The following is a 19,898-nucleotide window of genomic DNA, read 5'->3' as shown; positions in this document are numbered from 1 at the left end:
ATTGCGGGGGATATGCAAACTTAACCGGCTAATTTGCAGCCGGAACCCGACTTGTCGCCGCATCACCTGCTTTCCGCCGCGATTGCCCTGGCGCTCGCCCAGGCCGCCACGCCCGCCCGGGCGGAGGTGGACGAGCCCCTGTCGTGCCCGCCGCCGGCGCCGCTGCGTATTCCCGAAGCGCCGCCGGAGACCGAGCCGGGCACCACCGACATTCATGCCGGGCAGTTCGACGCCAGCCGGCAGGACGAAGTGCGTTTTCGCGACAGCGTGCGGCTCACCCAGGGCCGGCAGCAGCTCGAAACCGACGAGTTGATCTACGAACCGCAGACCGGCCGCGTGCGCATTCCCGGCTGGCTGCAGTACAGCGGTCCGCGCCTCAACGTCGATGCCGAGAACGCCCGCTACGACACGCGACGGCAAAGCGGCCAGTTCGAGTCGGTCGTCTACACCATCCCCGGCACCACCGCGCGCGGCTCGGCGAGCAGCGTGTTGCTGCGGGATCCCGAGCACGCCCGGCTCGAGACCTTCGATTTCACGACCTGCCCGCCGGAGCAGACCGACTGGCAGCTGCAGGCGTCCAGCGTCGACATGGACCTGGAAAAGGGCGTGGGCACGGCCCGCAACGCGCGGTTGACCTTCAAGGGCGTGCCCCTGCTGTACTCGCCCTGGCTGAGCTTCCCGCTCGACGACCGGCGCAAGAGCGGCTTCCTGTACCCGGGGTTCGGCTATTCGGCCGACGACGGCCTCGACATCTCCGTGCCCTGGTACTGGAATATCGCGCCCAACCAGGACGCCACGATCACGGCGCGCTGGATCGAAAAGCGCGGCCCATTGCTGGGCTTCGAACACCGCTTCCTCACGCAGCGCCAGGCCGGTGAGTTCCGCATCGACTGGCTGCCCGACGACCAGCGCACGAACGAGAGCCGCTACTACGGCGAATTCGATTACCGCTTCAAGCCGTCCGACGGCTGGCTGGCAACGCTCGACCTGAAACGGGCGAGCGACGAGGAATATTTCATCGACCTGGGCAGCGACCTTCGCGACTCGGCCATCCAGTTTCTTCGATCGTCGGCCGGCCTGCGCGGATCGGGTCGCTACTGGTCGTTCGAGGTGCTGGCCGACAACTTCCAGGTGCTCGACGAAAGCGTGGGGCCGACGCAGGAACCGTACCGGCGCCTGCCGCGGACACTGCTTGCCATCGATCGGCCGCTGGGGGGACGCTTCCGCTTCTCCCTCGACGGCGAAGCGGTCTACTTCGACCGCGATGTGGGCGTGACCGGAGCGCGTGTCGACCTGTTCCCGCGCCTGCACTACGACCTGGTGGCGCCGGGCTGGCACATTCGCCCGTCGCTGGGCGTGCGCTCGACGGCCTACGAGCTCGACGGCGGCGGGCAGGCCAGCCTGACGCGCACCACGCCGATCGCCACGCTCGATGCCGGCCTGGCCTTCGAGCGCCGCCTCGACAGCGGGCGCATCCAGACCCTGGAGCCCAGGCTCTTTTACCTTTACGTCCCGTACCGCAACCAGGACGATTTCCCGGATTTCGACACGCGCGAACTGACCTTCGGCTTCAGCCAGCTGTTCCACTACAACCGGTTCAGCGGTCCCGATCGCCAGGGCGACGCCAACCAGCTCACGCTTGCGCTGACCTCGCGGCTGCTCGAGGCCGAGGACGGCTTCAGCCGGCTGGAGGGCAGCGTCGGTCAGATCCTGTATTTCAGGGACCTGCGCGTGCAGCTCGACGACCAGGCGCCGGACACGCGCCAGCGTTCGGCCACGGTGGCCGAGATGACCTGGCGGCCGGCGCGCCAGCTCGCCCTGAGCGCCGGCCTGCAATGGGACGACGAGGAAGATGAAACCGAGGTTGCGAGATTCGGTCTCAACTGGCAGGGTCGGGACGCCCGTCAGGTGGCGCTGGGCTACCGGTTCCGTCGGGACCGGGTCGACCAGGCCGATATGCGTTTCCGTTACCCGGTCAACGATCGGCTCAACCTTATCGGGCGCGTAACGTATTCGTTCGAGGAAAATGAGACACTGGAGGTGCTCGGCGGCATCGAGTACGACAGCTGTTGCTGGTCGCTGCGATTCACCGCGCGCGAATGGGTGCGTGACCGCGAGTCGGACAAGCGCACGGCATTCTTCGTCGAACTCGAGCTCAAGGGCCTGGGCAGCATCGGCCGCCCGCCCTACCGGCTGTTCACCGATCCCTCCTGGCGATGACAGGCAAGCATTCTCTGAGGAACTGAATTGCAATGAAACAGGCAATGATTCGAACCCTGGCGGCACTGATTCTGGTGCTGCCCCTGCTGGCGACCGCGCAATCGGACGGCCAGCCCATCGACCGCATCGTGGCGCTGGTCGAAGAAGACGTGATCCTGCAAAGCGAACTCGACCAGGCCATCGACGCCATCTCGCAGCAGGTCAGGGCGCGCGGCGAGAACCTGCCGCCGCGCAGCGTGCTCGAAGAGCAGGTGCTCGAGCGCCTGATCATGCAGCGTCTGCAAGTCCTGCGGGCCGAGCAGACCGGCATTCGCGTCTCCGACGCCGACGTCGACAATGCGCTCAATCGGGTCGCCCAGCAGAACAACCTGCCGCTGGCGCAGTTGCGCCGGGTGCTCGAGTCCGACGGCATCGATTTCGAGGAATTCCGGCGCGATATCCGCCACGAGATCATGACCTCGCGGCTGCAGCAGCGCGTGGTCAATTCCATGGACCCCATCAGCGGCACCGAAATCGACATCCTGCTCGCCTCCGACCAGTTCAGCAGCGAGGAGTACCTGCTTTCGCAGATCGTCGTTTCCGTGCCCGAGTCGGCCTCGCCCGAGCAGGTGCAGGAAGCGCAGTCCCGCGTCGAGGAAATCTACCGGCGCCTGGACGAGGGCATGGCCTTCTCCGCGGCGGCCATCAGCTATTCCCAGGGCCCGGATGCCCTCGAAGGCGGCGACGTCGGCTGGCGCAACGCCAGCGCCCTGCCCAGGGTCTTCGCCGAGGCGATCCAGGGGCTCGGGCCCGGCGAGGTGACCGAGCCGCTGCGTACGCCGGCCGGCTTCGTCATCCTGAAGGTGCGCGATGTGCGCGAGCGCAGCGAAGTGATGGTCGAAGAGTATCGGGCGCGCCACCTGATGATCAGCCCCTCCGAGTTGATCTCGCCCGAAGAGGCGCGCGAACAGATCCAGAACCTCAGGCGCCGCATCCAGCAGGGTGAGGACTTCGCCGAACTGGCGCGCGAGTACTCCAGCGAGCAGTCGACCGCCAACCTCGGCGGCCTGCTCGAATGGTTCCCGGCCGGCGGCTATGGGCCGGACATCCAGGAAGCGGTCGACTCCCTCGAGCCGGGCGAGCTCAGCGAGCCCTTCCGCAGCCCACGCGGCTGGCACCTGGTGAAACTTCTGGACGTGCGGCAGACCGACCGCACGGAAGAAATCCGGCGCTCGGAGGCGCGCGAGATGCTGTCGCAGCAGAAATCCCAGGAAGAACTGGACCGGTTCATGCGGCAGTTGCGCAACGAGTCCTTCGTCGAAATCCGGCTCTGAGGAGTCGGTCCCGGGCATGGCGCTCGAGCAACTCATCGTCACGCCGGGTGAACCGGCCGGCATCGGGCCCGAACTCGCGTGTCGGGCGGCGGCCCTCGATCCGGCGCTGATCCTGGTGGCCGATCCCGGCTTGCTGCGCGAGACCGTCGAGCGGCTCGGCCTCGAGACCACGGTTCAGGAGTTGGACTCGGTCGAGGCCGGGGCCACCGGCGGCATCCGCTGCCTGCCGGTGGAACTGGCCCGCCCGGCGGTGCCCGGGCGCACCGACCCAGCCAACGCGGAATACGTTCTCGAATGCCTCCGCGTGGCCGCCCGCCACTGCCTGGCCGGCCGCGTACACGGTCTGGTCACCGGCCCGGTCCACAAGGGCGTGATCAACGAAGCGGGCGTTCCTTTCAGCGGTCACACCGAATTTCTCGCCGCCGAGTCGGACGTGGACCGGGTGGTGATGATGCTCGTCGCCGGCCAGGTGCGCGTGGCCCTGGCGACGACCCACCTGCCGCTGCGCGAGGTGCCCGACGCGATCGACGCCGATAGCCTGACCCGGACTCTGGAAATTGTTCACGAAGGCCTGCAGCGCCAGTTCGGGCTGGCCAGGCCGCGCATCGCGGTGCTCGGCCTCAACCCGCACGCCGGCGAGGGCGGCCACCTCGGGCGCGAGGAGATCGAGATCATCGAACCGGTGATGAAGAAGCTGGACAGTCGCATGTCGCTGACCGGTCCGCTGCCGGCCGATACCGCCTTCGTGCCGGACCGCCTGCGTGCGTTCGACGTCGTGCTGGCGATGTACCACGACCAGGGCCTGCCGGTGCTCAAGCACGTCGGGTTCGGGCATGCGGTGAACGTCACCCTCGGGCTTCCGTTCATCCGCACTTCGGTGGATCACGGCACGGCGCTGGACCTGGCCGGGACCGGCAAGGCCGATTCGGGCAGTCTCAACGCCGCGATCAACCTGGCGCGCGGCATGTCCCGGCCGCGCGGATGAAGGCGCACCGGCCACGCAAGCGCTTCGGACAGCATTTTCTCCACGATGCCGGCATCATCGCCCGCCTGGTGTCGGCCATCCGGCCCGGCGACACGGATCGCATCATCGAAATCGGCCCCGGCGAGGGCGTGCTGACCGGCCCCTTGCTGGAGGCCGGTGCCCGGGTGACGGCCATCGAGCTCGACCGCGACCTGGCCGCGGCCCTGCCCGAGCGCCTGGGCTTTCCCGAGCGACTCGAAGTCATCCAGGCCGATGTGCTGGGAGTCGACCTGGCCGCCGTGGCCGACGGGCCCGTGCGCGTGGTGGGCAATCTCCCGTACAACATCTCCACCCCGATCATGTTCCACCTGTTCAAGTGGCGCGACGTGATCACGGACATGCACTTCATGCTGCAAAAGGAGGTCGTCGACCGCCTGGTGGCGGCGCCCGGAACCAAGCAGTACGGCCGGCTTTCGGTGATGGCGGCCTTCCACTGCCGGATGGAGCGCCTGTTCACCGTACCCCCGGGCGCGTTCCGCCCGCCGCCGAAGGTCGATTCGGCCATCATCCGCATGATCCCGAAGCCCCTCGAAGACGAGACGCTATCGCGCCTGCCGCAGCTCGAAGAAGTCGTTCGCCGAGCCTTCGGCCAGCGCCGCAAGACGCTGCGCAATGCGCTGAAAGGCTTGCTGGACGAAAAGGCCATCGAAGCCGCCGGCATCGACCCCATGGCCCGTGCCGAGACGGTAGATTTGGCGGGCTTTATTTCCTTAACCGATCAGTTGGGAGAGGCGTGAGCGCTCAGGATCTGTAAAGGCAGCGCTGCCGACTTACCATTCGGCGATCTTCCAGTAGGCCGGCTTCACCGGATCCATACCGTCATGCCGGCTTTCGAGCTCGCCGTCGCCGTCGGTGTCGATGAGGTAGTAGGACGGGCCACCCTCGATGGGCGTCACGCGAATCATGTACACGGCGCCGCCGGAAGAGTATTCCTCGACGATGCGGTCCTCTTCGCGCCGAATGACCACCTGCGGCTGGATCTGCTCGTCGGGATCCTGCACCTTGGGCGGCAGCGGCTCGCGAATCGGGGGCGGCGGCGGTGCATCGGACGGCGGGGGATCGTCCTGGGCCAGGGCCGGCCAGGCCATCAGCAAAATCGGGATCAGCAGGATGTATCGCATCTGGGCGGCCTTCGAACGATGTGTGTGGCAAGTCTACCAGAGGGCGGGTGATCGCAGAGATTTCAGCGTGACGTTCGGCACGTGCGAGGCTGCATCGACAAGGCTAAGCTGCCGGCCATGTCGCCGTCGATTCAATCCCCCGCGCCCCACGGCAATCCGGTCGTCGCCGCCCGGCGCGCGATGTGGGCGAATCTCCTGAAGGAGGTTGTCGACCGGCCGGCGCTTTCGGGCCTGGTCGGGCTGCTCGGCCTGGCCAGCGTCGTGCTCGTACTGGGCCTCCTGTATTCGCTGGCTCAGGCGCACGCGGGCACCGTACTCGTTTGGCTGCGGCGCTGGGGCGCAGCGGCCTGGGCCGCGGTCTTCCTGCTGTGTCTGGCCGGCCTGGTGCCGTCGGCGCGACGGGATCTGGCCGAGGCGGCGTCGGGCTGGCTGTCCGCCCTGCCGCAGATGCCCTGGGCCATGCGGGTCTGGTCGCGATGGCGCAGCTTCGGCCTGGCGCTGATGCAGGCCGTCTTCCTGCTTGCTGCGCTGGTATCCGTGCATCGCCTGGCGCCGGGCGATGTCGACCTGACCGTCTTCGATTGGCTGCCGGCGTTCGTCGTGCCGATGCTCGCCTGGCTGATCCTGCCGCTGCTGGCCCGGCCGCAGGCCACGTCTTCGGCGTCGCGCCGGTCGCGATCGCGACCGGGCGGTCGGTGCGTCGCGCGCGAGCGGCGTTCGGTGCTGTCTCACTGGCAATGGACGGATTACAAGAGTCGGCGCTGGACTGCGGGCATGCGATGGTCGCTGGGGCTCCTGGTGCTACTCGTTCCGGCCGGGGCCAGTTTCCTCCAGGTCGGCATGACGCTGCTCTTGGGCGCCCTGCTGCTCCAGTGGCTGCAGTTCTGGACGTCGTCGCTTCGGGTGGTCGTGCAGGCCAGCAGCCTGACCGCGGCATTGCCGCAGCGACCCGGGCCCTTCGTTCTTCAATTGTGCGTGCTGCCGGCGCTGCTGGTCGTCTCGCTCGCGCTCTTCGTCTTCGGGTTGGCGGCCCTGATGGGCCTGTCCGTGCCGGCGGCGCTGGTCGTCGCCCTGGCGCTCACCGGCGCGCTCTCGCTTCATGCGGCCTCCGTGCTGGCCTGGCGCCATCGGCCGCGCCTGACGGGACTGCGTTCGACGAGTGTCCTCCTGACCTGGGGCACGCTTTCCCAGGCCGCGCCGTTCACGGCGCCGCTGATCTGGCTGGGCTGTTTCGCCTGGCTGCTTCGGCTGGCCGCCAGGGAGGCGCCGTGACGGCCGTTCTGCAGGTTTCGGGCTTGTCGGTCACGCTGGGGCGGACTCCCGTTTTGCGTGATGTCGAGTTCTCCCTCGGCGAAGGCGAACTCGCCGCGCTGATCGGTCCCAACGGCAGCGGCAAGAGTACCTTGCTGGCCGCGATTGCCGGGTTGCGGCCGGTCGGAAGCGGGACGATCTTCGTCCGGGGCTGGCCGGTCCCGGGCCGCAAACGCGAGGCGCGCGAACGGCTGGGCTACATGGTGGCGCAGGACCGGCTGCCCGGCCTGCTGACGCCGCGGCAGTGCCTGGCCTTGTTCTCGCGCAGCCGCGGATTCGAATCCGTGCCGGAAAAGACCCTGCAGCAGGCCGACGACTTCGGCCTGATGCCCTGGATGGACGAGTGGCTGGCGGCCTGTTCGCTGGGAACCCGGCAGAAGGTGTCGGTCCTGCTGGCCCTGCTCGGCTCGCCGCCGCTGATCCTTCTCGACGAGCCGATCAACGGCCTCGATCCCGTCAGCGCGCTGGCGCTGAAACGCTGGTTGACCGAGCTCGCGTCGCAGTGCGGGTGCACGGTGCTGATGGCAACGCACGACATGGCCGTCGTCGAATCCCTGCACGACCACGTGATCGTGTTGCTGGAAGGCCGGCTCCTGCTCGACTGGGACCGGGAGCGGATGGCCCGCGAACTCGCCGCGAGCGGGGAGGGGCTGGAAGCCTGCGTGGCCCGGGTTCTGGGCGAGTCGAGCGCGGGCGAGCGCGCCCCGCACGAGCGCGGCCGGCCGCGCTGTCGGTAGTACCATGTGGGCCTCGTTCCAAAACGGCCCCAACCGACTGCAATGACCAAGAAATCCCGCCTCTGCCTCGTCGACGGCTCGTCCTACCTCTACCGGGCCTTTCACGCCCTGCCGAGCCTGACCAGCGGCGACGGCCAGCCTACCGGGGCGATCTTCGGCGTGGCCAACATGGTGCGTCGAATGCTCGAGCACTACGAGCCGGACTACGTGGCCGTCGTCTTCGACGCGCCGGGCAAGACCTTCCGGCACGAGACCTATGCCGAGTACAAGGCCACGCGTCCGCCGATGCCCGACGAACTCAGGTCGCAGCTCGAGCCGCTGCACGAGCTGATCGACGCCATGGGCCTGCCCCGGCTCGTGATCGAGGGCGTGGAGGCCGACGACGTGATCGCCACGCTGACGCGACAGGCTCGCGAGGCCGGCCGGCCGGTGCTGATCTCCTCCGGCGACAAGGATCTCGCGCAACTGGTTGCCGACGGCGTGGTGCTCGAAGACACCATGCAGGACAAGCAATACGACCCCGGCCTGGTCGAGGAGAAGTTCGGCGTCGGGCCCGAACTCGTGGCCGACCTGCTGGCCCTGACCGGCGACAGTTCCGACAATATCCCCGGCGTCGAGAAGGTCGGTCCGAAGACGGCGGCCAAGTGGCTCAAGCAGTACGGAAATCTCGACGGCGTGATCGAGCACGCCGACGAGATCGGCGGCAAGGTCGGCGACAACCTCCGGGGTGGGCTCGAGCAGCTGAAGCTCTCGCGCGAGCTCGTCGAGCTGGAAGATTCGGTCGAACTCGAAGGCGGTCTGGAAGCCCTCAAGCGCGGCGAGCCCGACCGGGAGCGCATGATCGCGCTGCTCAAGCGCTTCGGCTTCTCGACCTGGCTGAAACAATACACGGACGACGCGGGAGACAGCGCCGCGTCAGGCGACGAGCTGGTCGTCGAGACGGTCACCACGAAGCGGCAGCTCGATGCCCTGGTCGAGGCCCTGCAATCGGCCGATCTGATCGCTTTCGACACCGAAACCACCAGCCTGGAACCGCTCGACGCCGACCTGGTCGGCTTCTCCTTCGCCGTGGAGGCCGGCAAGGCCTGGTACGTCCCGCTGGCGCACGCCGACCAGGATAACGAGTTCAGCGCGGACGAAGCCATCGAGGCGCTGCGCGGCATCATCGAGGACGACGACCGTCCCAAGGTCGGGCAGCACCTCAAGTACGACCTCAACGTGCTCGAGCGTGCGGGCATTGCCCTGGGCGGAATCGAGCACGACACCATGCTCGAGTCCTACACCTATCACTCCTCGGGCACGCGCCACGACATGGATTCCCTGGCAACCCGCTACCTGGGGCGCCAGACCACGTCCTACGAGACGGTGGCTGGGAAGGGCAAGAAACAGGTGACCTTCGACCAGGTGCCGGTGGCAACGGCCGCCGAGTATGCCGGGGAGGATGCGGAAGTCACCCTGGCGCTCCACCAGCATCTGTGGCCCAAGCTCGAGAAGCTCGAGGGGCCCAGCCGGGTCTACCGTGAGCTGGAGATCCCGCTGATTCCGGTACTCGCACGCATGGAGCGAACGGGCGTGGCGCTCGATGTCGATGTGCTCGCGGCGCAGAGCGCCGAGATCGAAAAGCGGCTCGACGAGCTGGTCGAGGCCGCCCACGCGGCCGCTGGGCAGGCGTTCAACCTCGGCTCGCCCAAGCAACTGCAGGAGATCCTGTTCGAGCAGCTCGGCCTGCCGGTCAAGCGCAAGACGCCCAAGGGGCAGCCGTCGACGGCCGAGGACGTGCTGCAGGAGCTGGCGGTCGAAGGCCACGAGTTGCCGAATCTGATCCTCGAGCACCGCGGACTGGCCAAGCTCAAGAACACCTACACCGACCGCCTGCCCGAGCGGATCCATCCCCGCACCGGGCGGGTGCACACCCACTACCACCAGGCCGTGGCCGCCACCGGCCGGCTTTCCTCGACCGACCCCAACCTGCAGAACATCCCGATCAGGACGCCTGAGGGGCGGCGGATCCGCAAGGCGTTCGTGGCGCCGCCGGGCACCGTGCTGCTCGCGGCCGACTACTCGCAGATCGAGCTTCGCATCATGGCCCACCTCTCCGGCGACGAGCGCCTGCTCGCCGCATTCGCCGAGGGCGAGGACATTCATCAGGCCACGGCCGCCGAAGTGTTCGGTCTGGAGATCGACGCCGTCGACGACAACCAGCGGCGGGCCGCCAAGGCCATCAACTTCGGCCTCATGTACGGCATGAGCGCCTGGGGGCTGTCGCGGCAACTCGAGCTGCCCCGCAACGAGGCGCAGGAGTATATCGACCGGTACTTCGATCGCTACACGGGGGTCCGCGATTTCATGCAGGAAACGCGTGAGCGGGCCCGCAAGCAGGGCTACGTGGAAACCCTGTTCGGGCGGCGTCTGTGGGCGGACGAAATCCGATCGCGCAACAATCAGCGCCGCCAGGCCGCCGAGCGTGCGGCCATCAATGCGCCCATGCAGGGCACGGCCGCCGACATCATCAAGCGCGCCATGATCGATGTGGACGCCTGGATCCAGTCCGGGGACGTGCCCGCGAAACTGGTCATGCAGGTCCACGATGAACTGATCCTGGAGGTCGACGAAGGGGCCCTGGAATCGGTGCGCGAGGGCGTGGTCGATCGCATGCAGCACGCCGCGGAACTCAAGGTCGAGCTCCTGGTCGAAGCCAACAGCGGGCCGGACTGGGAAACGGCCCACTAACTGGCTGATTTTCAAAGCGAAAAAAATTTCTGAAAATCGGCGGAAATTTCGGAACTTTCGCGCATGAGTGCTGGTCTATTTAATCACCATGCGCATGGTTTGGTCCGCTTCCCTCCCTAGGCGGGCCAAGGATTCGGTTACAGTCCCCAAACCGGATCCGACTACAGGCCCCGGGTCCTCCCTCGCCCGGGGCCTTCTTTATTCCGGGATCGATCAATAGCGCGCCGAGAGCCTCGCGTTCGGCGTCCGGCGGTCCTCGCGATCCTCATGTATTGATCCATACACTGCGGTCGCTCCGGTCCGGCGGCCACCGAACGCGAGGCTCTCGCCACACTCTTGAACGATCCCTCTGAGATGGCAGACGCAACTGGCGGAGCCGCCGTCCGGCAGCGTAGGCAATGGAGCTGTGGCGGTTTTCCGAAGGAAAGGAGCCGCAGCGGAGTGCCGTTAAACGCGTGCTCGGAATCCTCATGTATTCGCACATACACTCCGGTTCCTGCGCTCCGGCGGCCACCGACACCAACGCTCTCGCCACGCTCTTGACCAATTCCTCCGAAATCGGCGATGTAGCGCACCGAAAACGCAGTTGTCGGCGTCCGGCGGTCCTTGGGATCCTCATGTATTCGCACATACACTCCGGTTCCTGCGCTCCGGCGGCTATCGACAGCGAGGTTCTCGGTGCGCTGGTGCGGATTTTCTTGATGGGGGGCAAGTCTGGCAGTACGATGCGATCTCGGGTTTGAGCGGAAAAGGCGGGGCTTGGTCGGTCCGCGGGTTTCCGTCGGTGCCAACGCTAATAATCCAGAGGGACTTCAGAGGGTGAATGCACTGCGAATCGGGGGGCTGCTGCTCCTGGTGCTGGCAAGCGGCGCGGCGCAGGCGCTGACTTCCCAGCACGAATTTCTCATCGACCTCGACGCCCGCACGAGCACGGGCTGCACGGTTGCGACGCCCGACGGTCCCTTCGAGGGGGTCGAGGTCATCGTCCGCAACACCGTGGAGACCGCCGGCCTGGCCGCCGCCGACGTCACCGCCGTGACGCGCCGGGACTGTGTCGATCCGGCCACGGATACCTTCGGCCCACCGGTCAACGTGGGCGGCGGCTGGCCGGTCGGCGTCGGCGAGGGTATGGCCGGCTTCCACGTCATCGAAACGAGCGTGGCCGTACCGGGCTCGCTGCGCTTCCGCGGCGCCCGCATCGGCGTGGTGGCCAGCAACGAGCTCGGCGACAACGCCACCCTGCTGGAAGTCAACGGCAACCCGATCTATCTTCCGGGCATGACGGCGCTGGCGGTGCCGGTGGCGACGGGCATTGCGCTCTTCGCGCTTGCCCTGGTGATGCTTGCGCTGGGCCTTTTCATGCTCGGGCGCCGAGGTCGGTTGACCCTGATTTCCGTGCTGTGCCTGGCCGGTGCCGGCGTGGCTGCTGCCGGCGCGGTCTATTCGGGGGCGCTGGCGGATTGGGACGCGGATGACTTGCTGGTGCAGACTTCGGCAAGCGACCCGGAAGGCGGTGTGGACGTTCGGGCGGTGTTCGGGCAAAGAAGCGGCGACGGTCTTACCGCCTTTCTGCGGCTCGACAGCGCCCTGGTGTTTGCCGCGCCGCCCGTTCCGCAGGCGGACAGCTACACCACCCAGCTCACCTCTCCGATCAACGAAGGCTCGGCATCCGGCCTGCTGGCCAACGACGATCGCGGCCTGCCCGAAGCCGACCTGGTGAGCTTCGGCGGTGGCGACCTCTCCGGCACCGTGACCGATCACGCCGCCGGGGCGACGGTCAGCGTCGGTGCCGACGGCAGCCTGACGGTCAATGCCGACGGCAGCTTCGATTTCCAGGCCGAGTCCGGCTTCGACGGCGCTTTCAGCTTCGACTACCGGCTCGAGAACGTGGCCGGCGCCGTCGATGCGACGGTCACCATCGAGGTCCAGCGCCCGGCCGGCGCGGTCGACGACGCCTTCGACGTGCTCGCCGGCGATACCCTCGATACCGGCAGCGGGGCACTGCTGGCCAACGACACCGGCTGGCCAGCGCCGCAGGTCTCGGCCTTCGGCGGCGGTGATCTCGGCGGGACGGTCGACGACAACGCCGCCGGCGACAGCGTCACCGTGGGCGCCGACGGCAGTCTCTCGGTCAGCGCCGACGGCCAGGTCGTCTTCACGCCGGAGACGGGCTTCACCGGTGACTTCGTCTTCGACTACCGCATCGACAATCCGGCGGGCAGCGACACGGCCACGGTCACCGTCACCGTCAATGAAGCGCCGGCGATCACCTCTGCCGACAACGCCACCTGTTCGGTGGGGAGCGCCTGCGATTTCGCATTCACTGCCGACGGCTACCCCGATCCGACGATCACGGTGTCCGGTACCCTGCCGGCCGGCGTGACCTTCAATGCCGGAAACGAAGCGATCGAAGGGACGCCGCAGGCGGGCAGCGGCGCGGTCTACACCCTGACCGTCACTGCCGCCAACGGCATCGGCAGCGATGCCGAGCAGACCTTCACGCTGACCGTCAACGAGGCGCCGGCCATCACTTCGGCCGACAACCTGGCTTGTGAAGTCGGCGCGGCCTGTGATTTCACCTTCACCGCCGACGGTCATCCCGACCCGAGCTTCTCGCTGCCCGGCCTGCCCGCGGGGCTGAGCCTGGACGCCTCGTCGGGCGTGCTCTCCGGCCAGCCCGACGCCGGCACCGGCGGCGAGTACAACCTGGTCCTCGAGGCGAGCAACAGCGAGGGCAACGACACCCAGAACTTCACGCTGACGATCGGCCAGCCGCCCGAGATCACCTCGCCGGCCAGCCTGACCTGCGAAGTCGGACAGGCCTGCAGCCTGGCGTTCACGGCCGACGGCTACCCGGCGCCCGGATTCAGTGTCGCCGGAACCCTGCCGACCGGCGTCGGCTTTGATGGGACCGACACCCTGTCGGGCACGCCCCAGGCGGGCAGCGGCGGCGAGTACTCGCTGACCGTCACCGCCGCCAACGGTATCGCGCCCGACGATGTCCAGACCCTGACCCTGACCGTCAACGAGGCGCCGACGATCACCTCGTCGAATGCCGCCAGCTGCCGGACGGGACAGGCCTGCAGCGTCCAGTTCACCGCCGACGGCTACCCGGCGCCGAGCTTCTCCCTGACCGGGGCACTGCCGGCCGGGGTGAGCTTCGATGCCGGCACCGGAACGATTTCGGGCACGCCGGCGGCCAGCGCCGGCGGCGAGTACGTCCTCGATCTCACGGCCGCCAACGGCATCGCGCCCGACGCCAACCAGACCTTCACGCTGACCGTCGAGCAACCGCCGGCGATCACCTCCGGTGCCGCCCAGACCTGCGCGGTGGGTTCACCCTGCGGGTTCTCGTTCACCGCCGACGGCTACCCGGCACCGACGATCACGCTCGGCGGTGCGCTGCCGGCTGGCGTGACCTTCGACGGTGGCACGGACACCATCGGCGGCACGCCCCAGGCCGGCTCCGGCGGGCAGTATTCGCTGACCGTGACGGCGGCCAACGGCGTCACGCCGGACGCCACGCAGAGCTTCACGCTGACGGTCAACGAGGCCCCCGTGGCCAATGACGATCCCACCGGCGGCATTCCGGCCGGCAGCTCGCCGGGTTCCATCCCCTACCACGGCAGCTTCGACACCGCGCTGAGCGTCAGCGCCGCCGACGGCGTGCTCGACAACGACACGCTCGGCTTTCCGCAGGCGGCCATCACCACGCCGGTCCCGTCGGCCGCCAATGGTTCGGTCAGCCTGGCTGCCGACGGCAGCTTCGTCTACACGCCGGATGCCGGTTTCACCGGGCTCGATTCCTTCCAGTACTGCATCGAGAACGTGGCGACCGACAGCTGCGCCACCGTGACCGTCGCCATCGGCGAGCGACCGGCGGCAGCCGACGACACCTATCCGGCCACCCTGGTCGGCAACGTCGGCGTGGATACCACGCGCAGCAGCGGCTACACCGTGCTCGATCTCTCCGCCGGTGACGCGGTGAGCCTGGCCGTCGATGCGACGAGCAACGGCGACGCCGTGCTCAACGGCGACGGCAGCTTCGAGTTCAATCCCGCGCCGGGCTTTTCCGGCGGCAACGCCACGCTGACCTACAGCGTGACCAACGGCTTCGGCACGGCGACCGGCACGGTCACGCTGCCGGTGGGACCGGATCGCGTCTGGTTCGCCGACAACGCCGCTGCCGCGGGCGGCGACGGGCGCGTCGATTCGCCCTTCGATACGCTGGCCGCCCTGGATGCGGCCGCCGACCAGGCCGGGGACGTGCTGTTCCTGCACGCCGGCAGCGGCGACTACACGGGCGGTGTCGGCCTGCTTGACGGACAGTTCCTCATCGGCGAGGCGGCCACCGTTCCCATTGCGTCGATCGCCGGGCTCAGCCTGCCGGCCGACAGCGTGCTCCCGGCCACCGGCGGCGGCCGGCCCAGCGTCGCCAACGCCGCCGGCAGCGGCGTGAGCCTGGGCGCGAACAATCTGCTGCGCGGTTTCGCGGTGGGCGATACCGCCGGCCCCGGGATCGACGGCACCGATTTCGGCACCTTGAGCGCGAGCGAGCTCGACGTAACCGGTTCGGGTGCCGCGTTGTCGCTGGACAACGGCACGGCCAACGCCACCTTCGGCACCCTGGCTTCGAACTCGGCGACCGGCAATGCCGTCGATCTCGTCGACGTCGACGGGACGCTCGCACTCGGCGCCGGCAGCCTGGCCGGCATGTCCGGCGCCGCGTTGCGCATCTCGGGCGGGACGGCGACCATCGACTATGCCGGCAGCCTGCAGAAGACCAGCGCCGGCGACTTCATCGGTATCCGGAATCGTACCGGCGGCAACATCAGCCTGACCGGCAGCCTGGCCTGCTCGGGCGGTTGCGGCGGCGGTGCTGCGGGTAGCGCGGTCCTGACGATCGCAAACGTCACCGGCGGCACGCTGGCGTTCAGCGGTTCCAGCAAGAGCCTGGAGCCGGCCGCGCCGTCCGGTGGTCTGCGACTGACCAACAATGCCGGGGCCACGATCGACATCGACGGGAACCTCGGCGTGACGACCAGCGGCGGCGTGGGCCTCTTCGCAAGCGGCGGCGGGACGCTCGACATGAATATTCCGACTCTCGCCCTGCAGGCCGACGGCGCCCCCGCGCTGTCGGTCGACGGCATGACGCTCGTCGGCGAGGCCGCCAGCGGGATCCTTTACGTGACCAGCGGTGCGCTCGGGAACGGCGTCTATGCCGTCTCGGTCGCCAATTCGCAGTTGCCTTCCGGCTTCACCGTCGGCACCAACCTGGTCATCGATCTCGACGACGCGGGCGAATCCGGCGGCGGCGTGTCGCTGACCAACAACACCGGCCGCATCGCGTTCACGCAGTGGAACCGCGTCAATACGAACACGACCTCGGCACTGGCCGCCAGCAGCGCCGGCACGCTCGAGATCTCGCCGACCTCGGCCGGAGCGGCCGGCACCTTCGAGGGAACCGCGGTGAGCATCTCCAGCACCGATCTGGGCAGCACCGGCGTGACCCTCACCGAGGTCTACAACACCAATGCCCGCGGCATCGTGCTCGAAAACGTCACCGGTGCCGGCGGCTTCAGCGTCACCGGAAGCGGATCGCCGACGACCGTCGGCAGCGGCGGCACGCTGACCGGCAGCCCGGACAACGCCGTGCGCCTGGTCGGCGCGCGCAATGTCTCGCTCGGCGGCATGATCGTATCGAACACCGGCAGCCACGGCATCTACGGCACCGGCCTGAGTGCCTCGACACCGGGCAGCGGCGGCAACGCCTTTACCTTCCACGACGGCGAGATCAACGCCGCCGGCGACGGCAACGACGAGAACGCCATCCACTTCGGTGACGCACCCAACATCGACAACGTCAGCGACGCGGTGACCCTGCACAACGTGATCTTCGACGGCTACGCCGAGAACGCGTTGCACCTGGCCAACAACACCGTGGCCGTCGACGTCAGCGTGACCGACAGCCTGCTGCGCAACGCCAACACCACGACCAACTCCAACGGCCTGTTGCTGCAGAGCCTGACCGGCGCCTCGGCCAGTTTCGATCTCACCGTCACCGGTACCACCTTCGGTCAGCCCTTCGGCGGCAGTTCGATCTGCTGCAACGGCCTGACCTTCAACGCCCAGGGGACCGGCATCCACAGCCTGGTCGTGCAGGACAACGTGTTCCAGAACATGAGCCGTGCCGGCGGCGGGCAGGGCCTGAGCGTGGCCACCACCGAGACCGGCGAGATGAGCGTCGATATCAGCAACAACCAGTTCATCGACCTCGACGGCGCCCACGTCGGGCTCGCGCCGCTGGAGGATTCGGCCATGAGCGGCACGATCGCCAACAACACCTTCACCGCGCCGAACATCCGGGGCGTGGGGATCAGCATCGTCGGCGACGGCGAGGCCGGATCGGTGCCGGGCAGCACCGGCTCCTTTACCGGCGCCTTCCTGATCCAGGGCAATACCATCGGCAGCACGGGCGCCCGCATGGATCGCGGGCTTCGCCTGCTCTCGCGCGATACCGCCAACCCGGCCGGCCGGATGGATTTCACCGTCGAGAACAATGTCGTCCATTCCCTGGGCTCCGGCGGCGAGACGATCCTGGTCAACGCGCTCGACAGCGCCACGATTTGCGCCGATATCGTGAACAACACCGTCAGCACCGATGCCAGCAGCTTCTTCGACGACATCGGACTGGTGCAGCAGGACGCCTCGGTGACGAATATTGCCCAGACCAGCATGGCCGACGTAGTGACGGTCAACGGCGGCGCGACGGTCTTCACCAGCGGAACCATCAACTACGCCCAGAGCTGCAACCTGCCATGATCACCACGGAGCGTTCCCATGTCTGAGCCCTTCCTGGCCGAGATCCGCATCGTCGGCTTCAACTTCGCCCCGCGCGGCTGGGCGCTGTGCGACGGGCAGATCCTGCCCATCAACCAGAACCAGTCGCTCTATTCGCTGCTCGGCACGACCTACGGGGGCAACGGCCAGACCTCGTTCGCTCTGCCCGATTTGCGCGGGCGAACGCCCATCCACGTCGGCAATGGTTACTCCGAGGGTCAGCGCTTCGGTGAGGAGACGCACACGCTGTCGGCCGCCGAGATGCCGCAGCACGGCCATACCGGGCGGGCCTCGGCCGACGAGGCGACCGAGCCGGCGGTGACCGCCGCCGGCAGTGAAGTGCTCGCGACCGCCGGCGCGCCGGTCTACCACGACGCCGCCAATCTCACCGCGCTCGACGCGGGCAGCGTGTCCAGCGTCGGCGGCGGCCAGGCCCACGAGAACATGCAGCCGTTCATCACGCTGAATTTCTGCATCGCCCTGCAGGGGCTGTTCCCCTCGCGCAACTGAGGAAGCGATTCATGAGCGAACCCTTCGTCGGAGAGATTCGTATGTTCGCGGGCAACTTCGCCCCGCGCGGCTGGGCGTTCTGCGACGGCCAGTTGCTGGCGGTCTCGCAGAATGATGCCCTTTTCTCGCTGATCGGCACCATCTACGGCGGCGACGGCCAGACGACCTTCGGCCTGCCGGACATGCGCGGACGCATCCCCATCCACGCCGGCACCGGCCCGGGCCTGTCGCCGCGCCAGCTCGGCTCGAAGGGCGGTGCGGAGTCCGTGACCTTGACGGTCAATCAGATGCCCGGCCATTCGCACGAGCAGCGTGCCAGCACGGATCTCGCCCAGGACGCGGGTGCGCAGGGCAAGGTGCCGGCGCGGACCAATCCCGCCAGCCTCGACATCTACGACGGCATCGGTCCGTTTACGCGGCTGTCGAGCGAGTCGGTGACGCCCACCGGCGGCAGCCGCTCGCACACGAACCTGCACCCGTTCACCTGCATCCACTTCATCATCGCCCTGTTCGGCATCTACCCGTCGCGCAACTAGGAGGCTGCCATGTCCGAACCCTTCATCGCGGAAATCCGAATCTTCGCCGGCAACTTCGCGCCAAGGGGCTGGGCCACTTGCGACGGCCAGCTCCTGCCGATTTCCCAGAACACGGCCCTGTTCTCGCTCATCGGGACGACCTACGGCGGCGACGGCCAGAGCACGACCGCGCTTCCCGACCTGCAGGGCAGGGCGGCAATGCATCCCGGCCAGGGCCCCGGACTGACCCCGCGAAGCCTGGGTGAGCGCGGCGGCGTGGAAACGGTCACGCTTACCGAGGCACAGATGCCCTCGCACCGGCATGACTGGAACGTGTCGGTGCGCAGCGCCAACGAGAACGATCCGGCGGGCGACAACCAGCTGGCCGGATCGTCCGGCGCCAACCTGTACCGGGCGCCGCAGTCCATGGTGGATCTGGACGAGCAGGCCATCGGCTCGAGCGGCGGAAGCCAGGCCCACAACAACATGCAGCCCTCGCTGGCGATCAATTTCATCATCGCCCTTCAGGGTCTGTACCCCAGCCGGAGTTGATCACGCCATGAATCGACGCGAATTCGTTTCCTTTGCCGCGCTCAGCGGCGCCGTCGCCGTCCCGTCATCATCCCGCGCGGTTGCCGGCCTTTCGGGTGCCTTGCGCTGTCGCAGCACACGGCTCGACGAGTCGCGGCCGGCGATCGACGCGGACCACCATGCGCCCGCCGGATTCCGCCTCGACCTGCTCGGTGCGGCCGAGGGCGAGCCCGATTGCGATCGTCCCGGCTTCGGCCTCAAGGCGATCTATTCCGGACTGCTCAGCGGCAACGAGTTCACGCTGGTGCATCCTTCCCGGGGCGAGGTCTCGCGTCGGGGCAGCCTGCATTTCGGTCGCGGCAGCCTGGCCGGCCTGGAGGTCCAATGGGCCAATCGCCGGTCGTTCGTCGCCGCCGCGGAGCTTTTCGGTCACCGACCGAGGCCCGGCCGTTACCGGCTGGACGTCAACGGGACCGACGGCGACGGGGTGTCGCTGGAGTTCCGGCTGGTGGCGGCCTGAAGGAAGCCGGCCTTGGCGGGAGGGTGGCAAGAGCGGCTGGCGCCGACGGCGCGATGCCTGGGGCTCGGCCTGCGCAGCGAGGATCCCGAACAGGACGGCGAGTTTCTCGATCGGCTGTATGCCACGACCCGCGTCGAGGAACTGGCGCAGACGGGCTGGAGCGAGCCGGAGGTTCGCCGCTTCCTGCACGAGCAGTCGCGCCTGCAGCGCGCCCACTACCGCGAGCATTATCCGGACGCCGAGTTCCTGCTGATCGCGGGCGAGACCGAGCCGGTCGGTCGCCTGTACCTGGATGAGCGGCCCGGTGAACTGCGCTTGATGGACATCGCCTTCCTGCCCGCGTGGCGCGGCGCGGGGCGAGGGACTGCCCTTATCGAGGCGCTCCAGCGCCTTGCCGGGGAAGAGGGTCTGGCGGTGACCCTGCACGTGGAGCCTTTCAATCCGGCCATCCGACTGTATCGGCGAATGGGCTTCGAGGCCTTGGAAACGCGCGGGGTTTACCAGTTCATGCGCTGGGAAGCCTAGT

At 68.0% G+C, this 19,898-nt stretch carries 14 protein-coding genes; 13 read left to right on the top strand and 1 reads right to left on the bottom strand.

The window, feature by feature from the left end; all coding sequences use genetic code 11:
* The first annotated feature begins 51 nt into the window (after nt 1–51).
* The 4 genes from DZC52_RS07445 to rsmA are packed head-to-tail and all read left to right on the top strand — an operon-like array spanning nt 52 to nt 5,294.
* Nucleotides 52–2,220, top strand: coding sequence for an LPS-assembly protein LptD (locus DZC52_RS07445; protein ID WP_147307635.1), 2,169 nt, complete (start codon nt 52–54; stop codon nt 2,218–2,220).
* Nucleotides 2,221–2,252: 32 nt separating this feature from the next.
* Nucleotides 2,253–3,533 (top strand): peptidylprolyl isomerase, encoded by a 1,281-nt coding sequence (locus tag DZC52_RS07440; protein WP_116650498.1) that lies wholly within the window; start codon nt 2,253–2,255, stop codon nt 3,531–3,533.
* A 16-nt stretch (nt 3,534–3,549) separates the two neighbouring features.
* Complete coding sequence (gene pdxA, locus DZC52_RS07435) at nt 3,550–4,518, top strand: 4-hydroxythreonine-4-phosphate dehydrogenase PdxA (protein WP_116650497.1); 969 nt, start codon at nt 3,550–3,552, stop codon at nt 4,516–4,518.
* The gene (gene rsmA, locus DZC52_RS07430) at nt 4,515–5,294 is read left to right on the top strand and encodes a 16S rRNA (adenine(1518)-N(6)/adenine(1519)-N(6))-dimethyltransferase RsmA (RefSeq protein ID WP_116650496.1); all 780 of its coding nucleotides are present in this window, start codon (nt 4,515–4,517) and stop codon (nt 5,292–5,294) included. The genes pdxA and rsmA overlap by 4 nt, the downstream gene beginning before the upstream one ends.
* A 33-nt stretch (nt 5,295–5,327) precedes the next feature.
* On the opposite strand, the gene DZC52_RS07425 is transcribed toward rsmA, so the two are convergent.
* Nucleotides 5,328–5,678, bottom strand: coding sequence for a DUF2782 domain-containing protein (locus DZC52_RS07425; protein ID WP_220338301.1), 351 nt, complete (start codon nt 5,676–5,678; stop codon nt 5,328–5,330).
* A gap of 117 nt (nt 5,679–5,795) precedes the next feature.
* Between DZC52_RS07425 and DZC52_RS15510 the strand changes: the two genes are divergently transcribed.
* From DZC52_RS15510 to DZC52_RS07380, 9 genes are all read left to right on the top strand, one after another.
* Nucleotides 5,796–6,950 (top strand): hypothetical protein, encoded by a 1,155-nt coding sequence (locus DZC52_RS15510; protein WP_181918833.1) that lies wholly within the window; start codon nt 5,796–5,798, stop codon nt 6,948–6,950.
* Nucleotides 6,947–7,726, top strand: a complete 780-nt coding sequence (locus DZC52_RS15505) for an ABC transporter ATP-binding protein (protein ID WP_181918832.1) — start codon at nt 6,947–6,949, stop codon at nt 7,724–7,726. Before DZC52_RS15510 ends, DZC52_RS15505 begins: the two co-directional genes overlap by 4 nt.
* A 42-nt stretch (nt 7,727–7,768) precedes the next feature.
* On the top strand, nt 7,769–10,456 hold the full coding sequence (polA, locus tag DZC52_RS07415) for a DNA polymerase I (RefSeq protein WP_116650494.1): 2,688 nt from the start codon (nt 7,769–7,771) through the stop codon (nt 10,454–10,456).
* Between the two features lie 819 nt (nt 10,457–11,275).
* Nucleotides 11,276–17,278 (top strand): beta strand repeat-containing protein, encoded by a 6,003-nt coding sequence (locus DZC52_RS07405; protein ID WP_116650492.1) that lies wholly within the window; start codon nt 11,276–11,278, stop codon nt 17,276–17,278.
* 18 nt (nt 17,279–17,296) lie between these two features.
* The gene (locus DZC52_RS07400) at nt 17,297–17,806 is read left to right on the top strand and encodes a phage tail protein (RefSeq protein ID WP_116650491.1); all 510 of its coding nucleotides are present in this window, start codon (nt 17,297–17,299) and stop codon (nt 17,804–17,806) included.
* 11 nt (nt 17,807–17,817) lie between these two features.
* Complete coding sequence (locus DZC52_RS07395) at nt 17,818–18,342, top strand: phage tail protein (protein WP_116650490.1); 525 nt, start codon at nt 17,818–17,820, stop codon at nt 18,340–18,342.
* A gap of 9 nt (nt 18,343–18,351) precedes the next feature.
* Complete coding sequence (locus tag DZC52_RS07390) at nt 18,352–18,873, top strand: phage tail protein (RefSeq protein ID WP_116650489.1); 522 nt, start codon at nt 18,352–18,354, stop codon at nt 18,871–18,873.
* Nucleotides 18,874–18,880: 7 nt separating this feature from the next.
* On the top strand, nt 18,881–19,372 hold the full coding sequence (locus tag DZC52_RS07385) for a hypothetical protein (protein WP_116650488.1): 492 nt from the start codon (nt 18,881–18,883) through the stop codon (nt 19,370–19,372).
* Between the two features lie 12 nt (nt 19,373–19,384).
* The gene (locus DZC52_RS07380) at nt 19,385–19,897 is read left to right on the top strand and encodes a GNAT family N-acetyltransferase (RefSeq protein WP_116650487.1); all 513 of its coding nucleotides are present in this window, start codon (nt 19,385–19,387) and stop codon (nt 19,895–19,897) included.
* The last annotated feature ends 1 nt before the right edge of the window (nt 19,898 follow it).

Source organism: Wenzhouxiangella sediminis (assembly GCF_003410055.1).
GTDB lineage: Bacteria > Pseudomonadota > Gammaproteobacteria > Xanthomonadales > Wenzhouxiangellaceae > Wenzhouxiangella > Wenzhouxiangella sediminis.
Note: the sequence above shows the minus strand (reverse complement) of the source record. Positions and strands in the feature narration are given on the sequence as shown.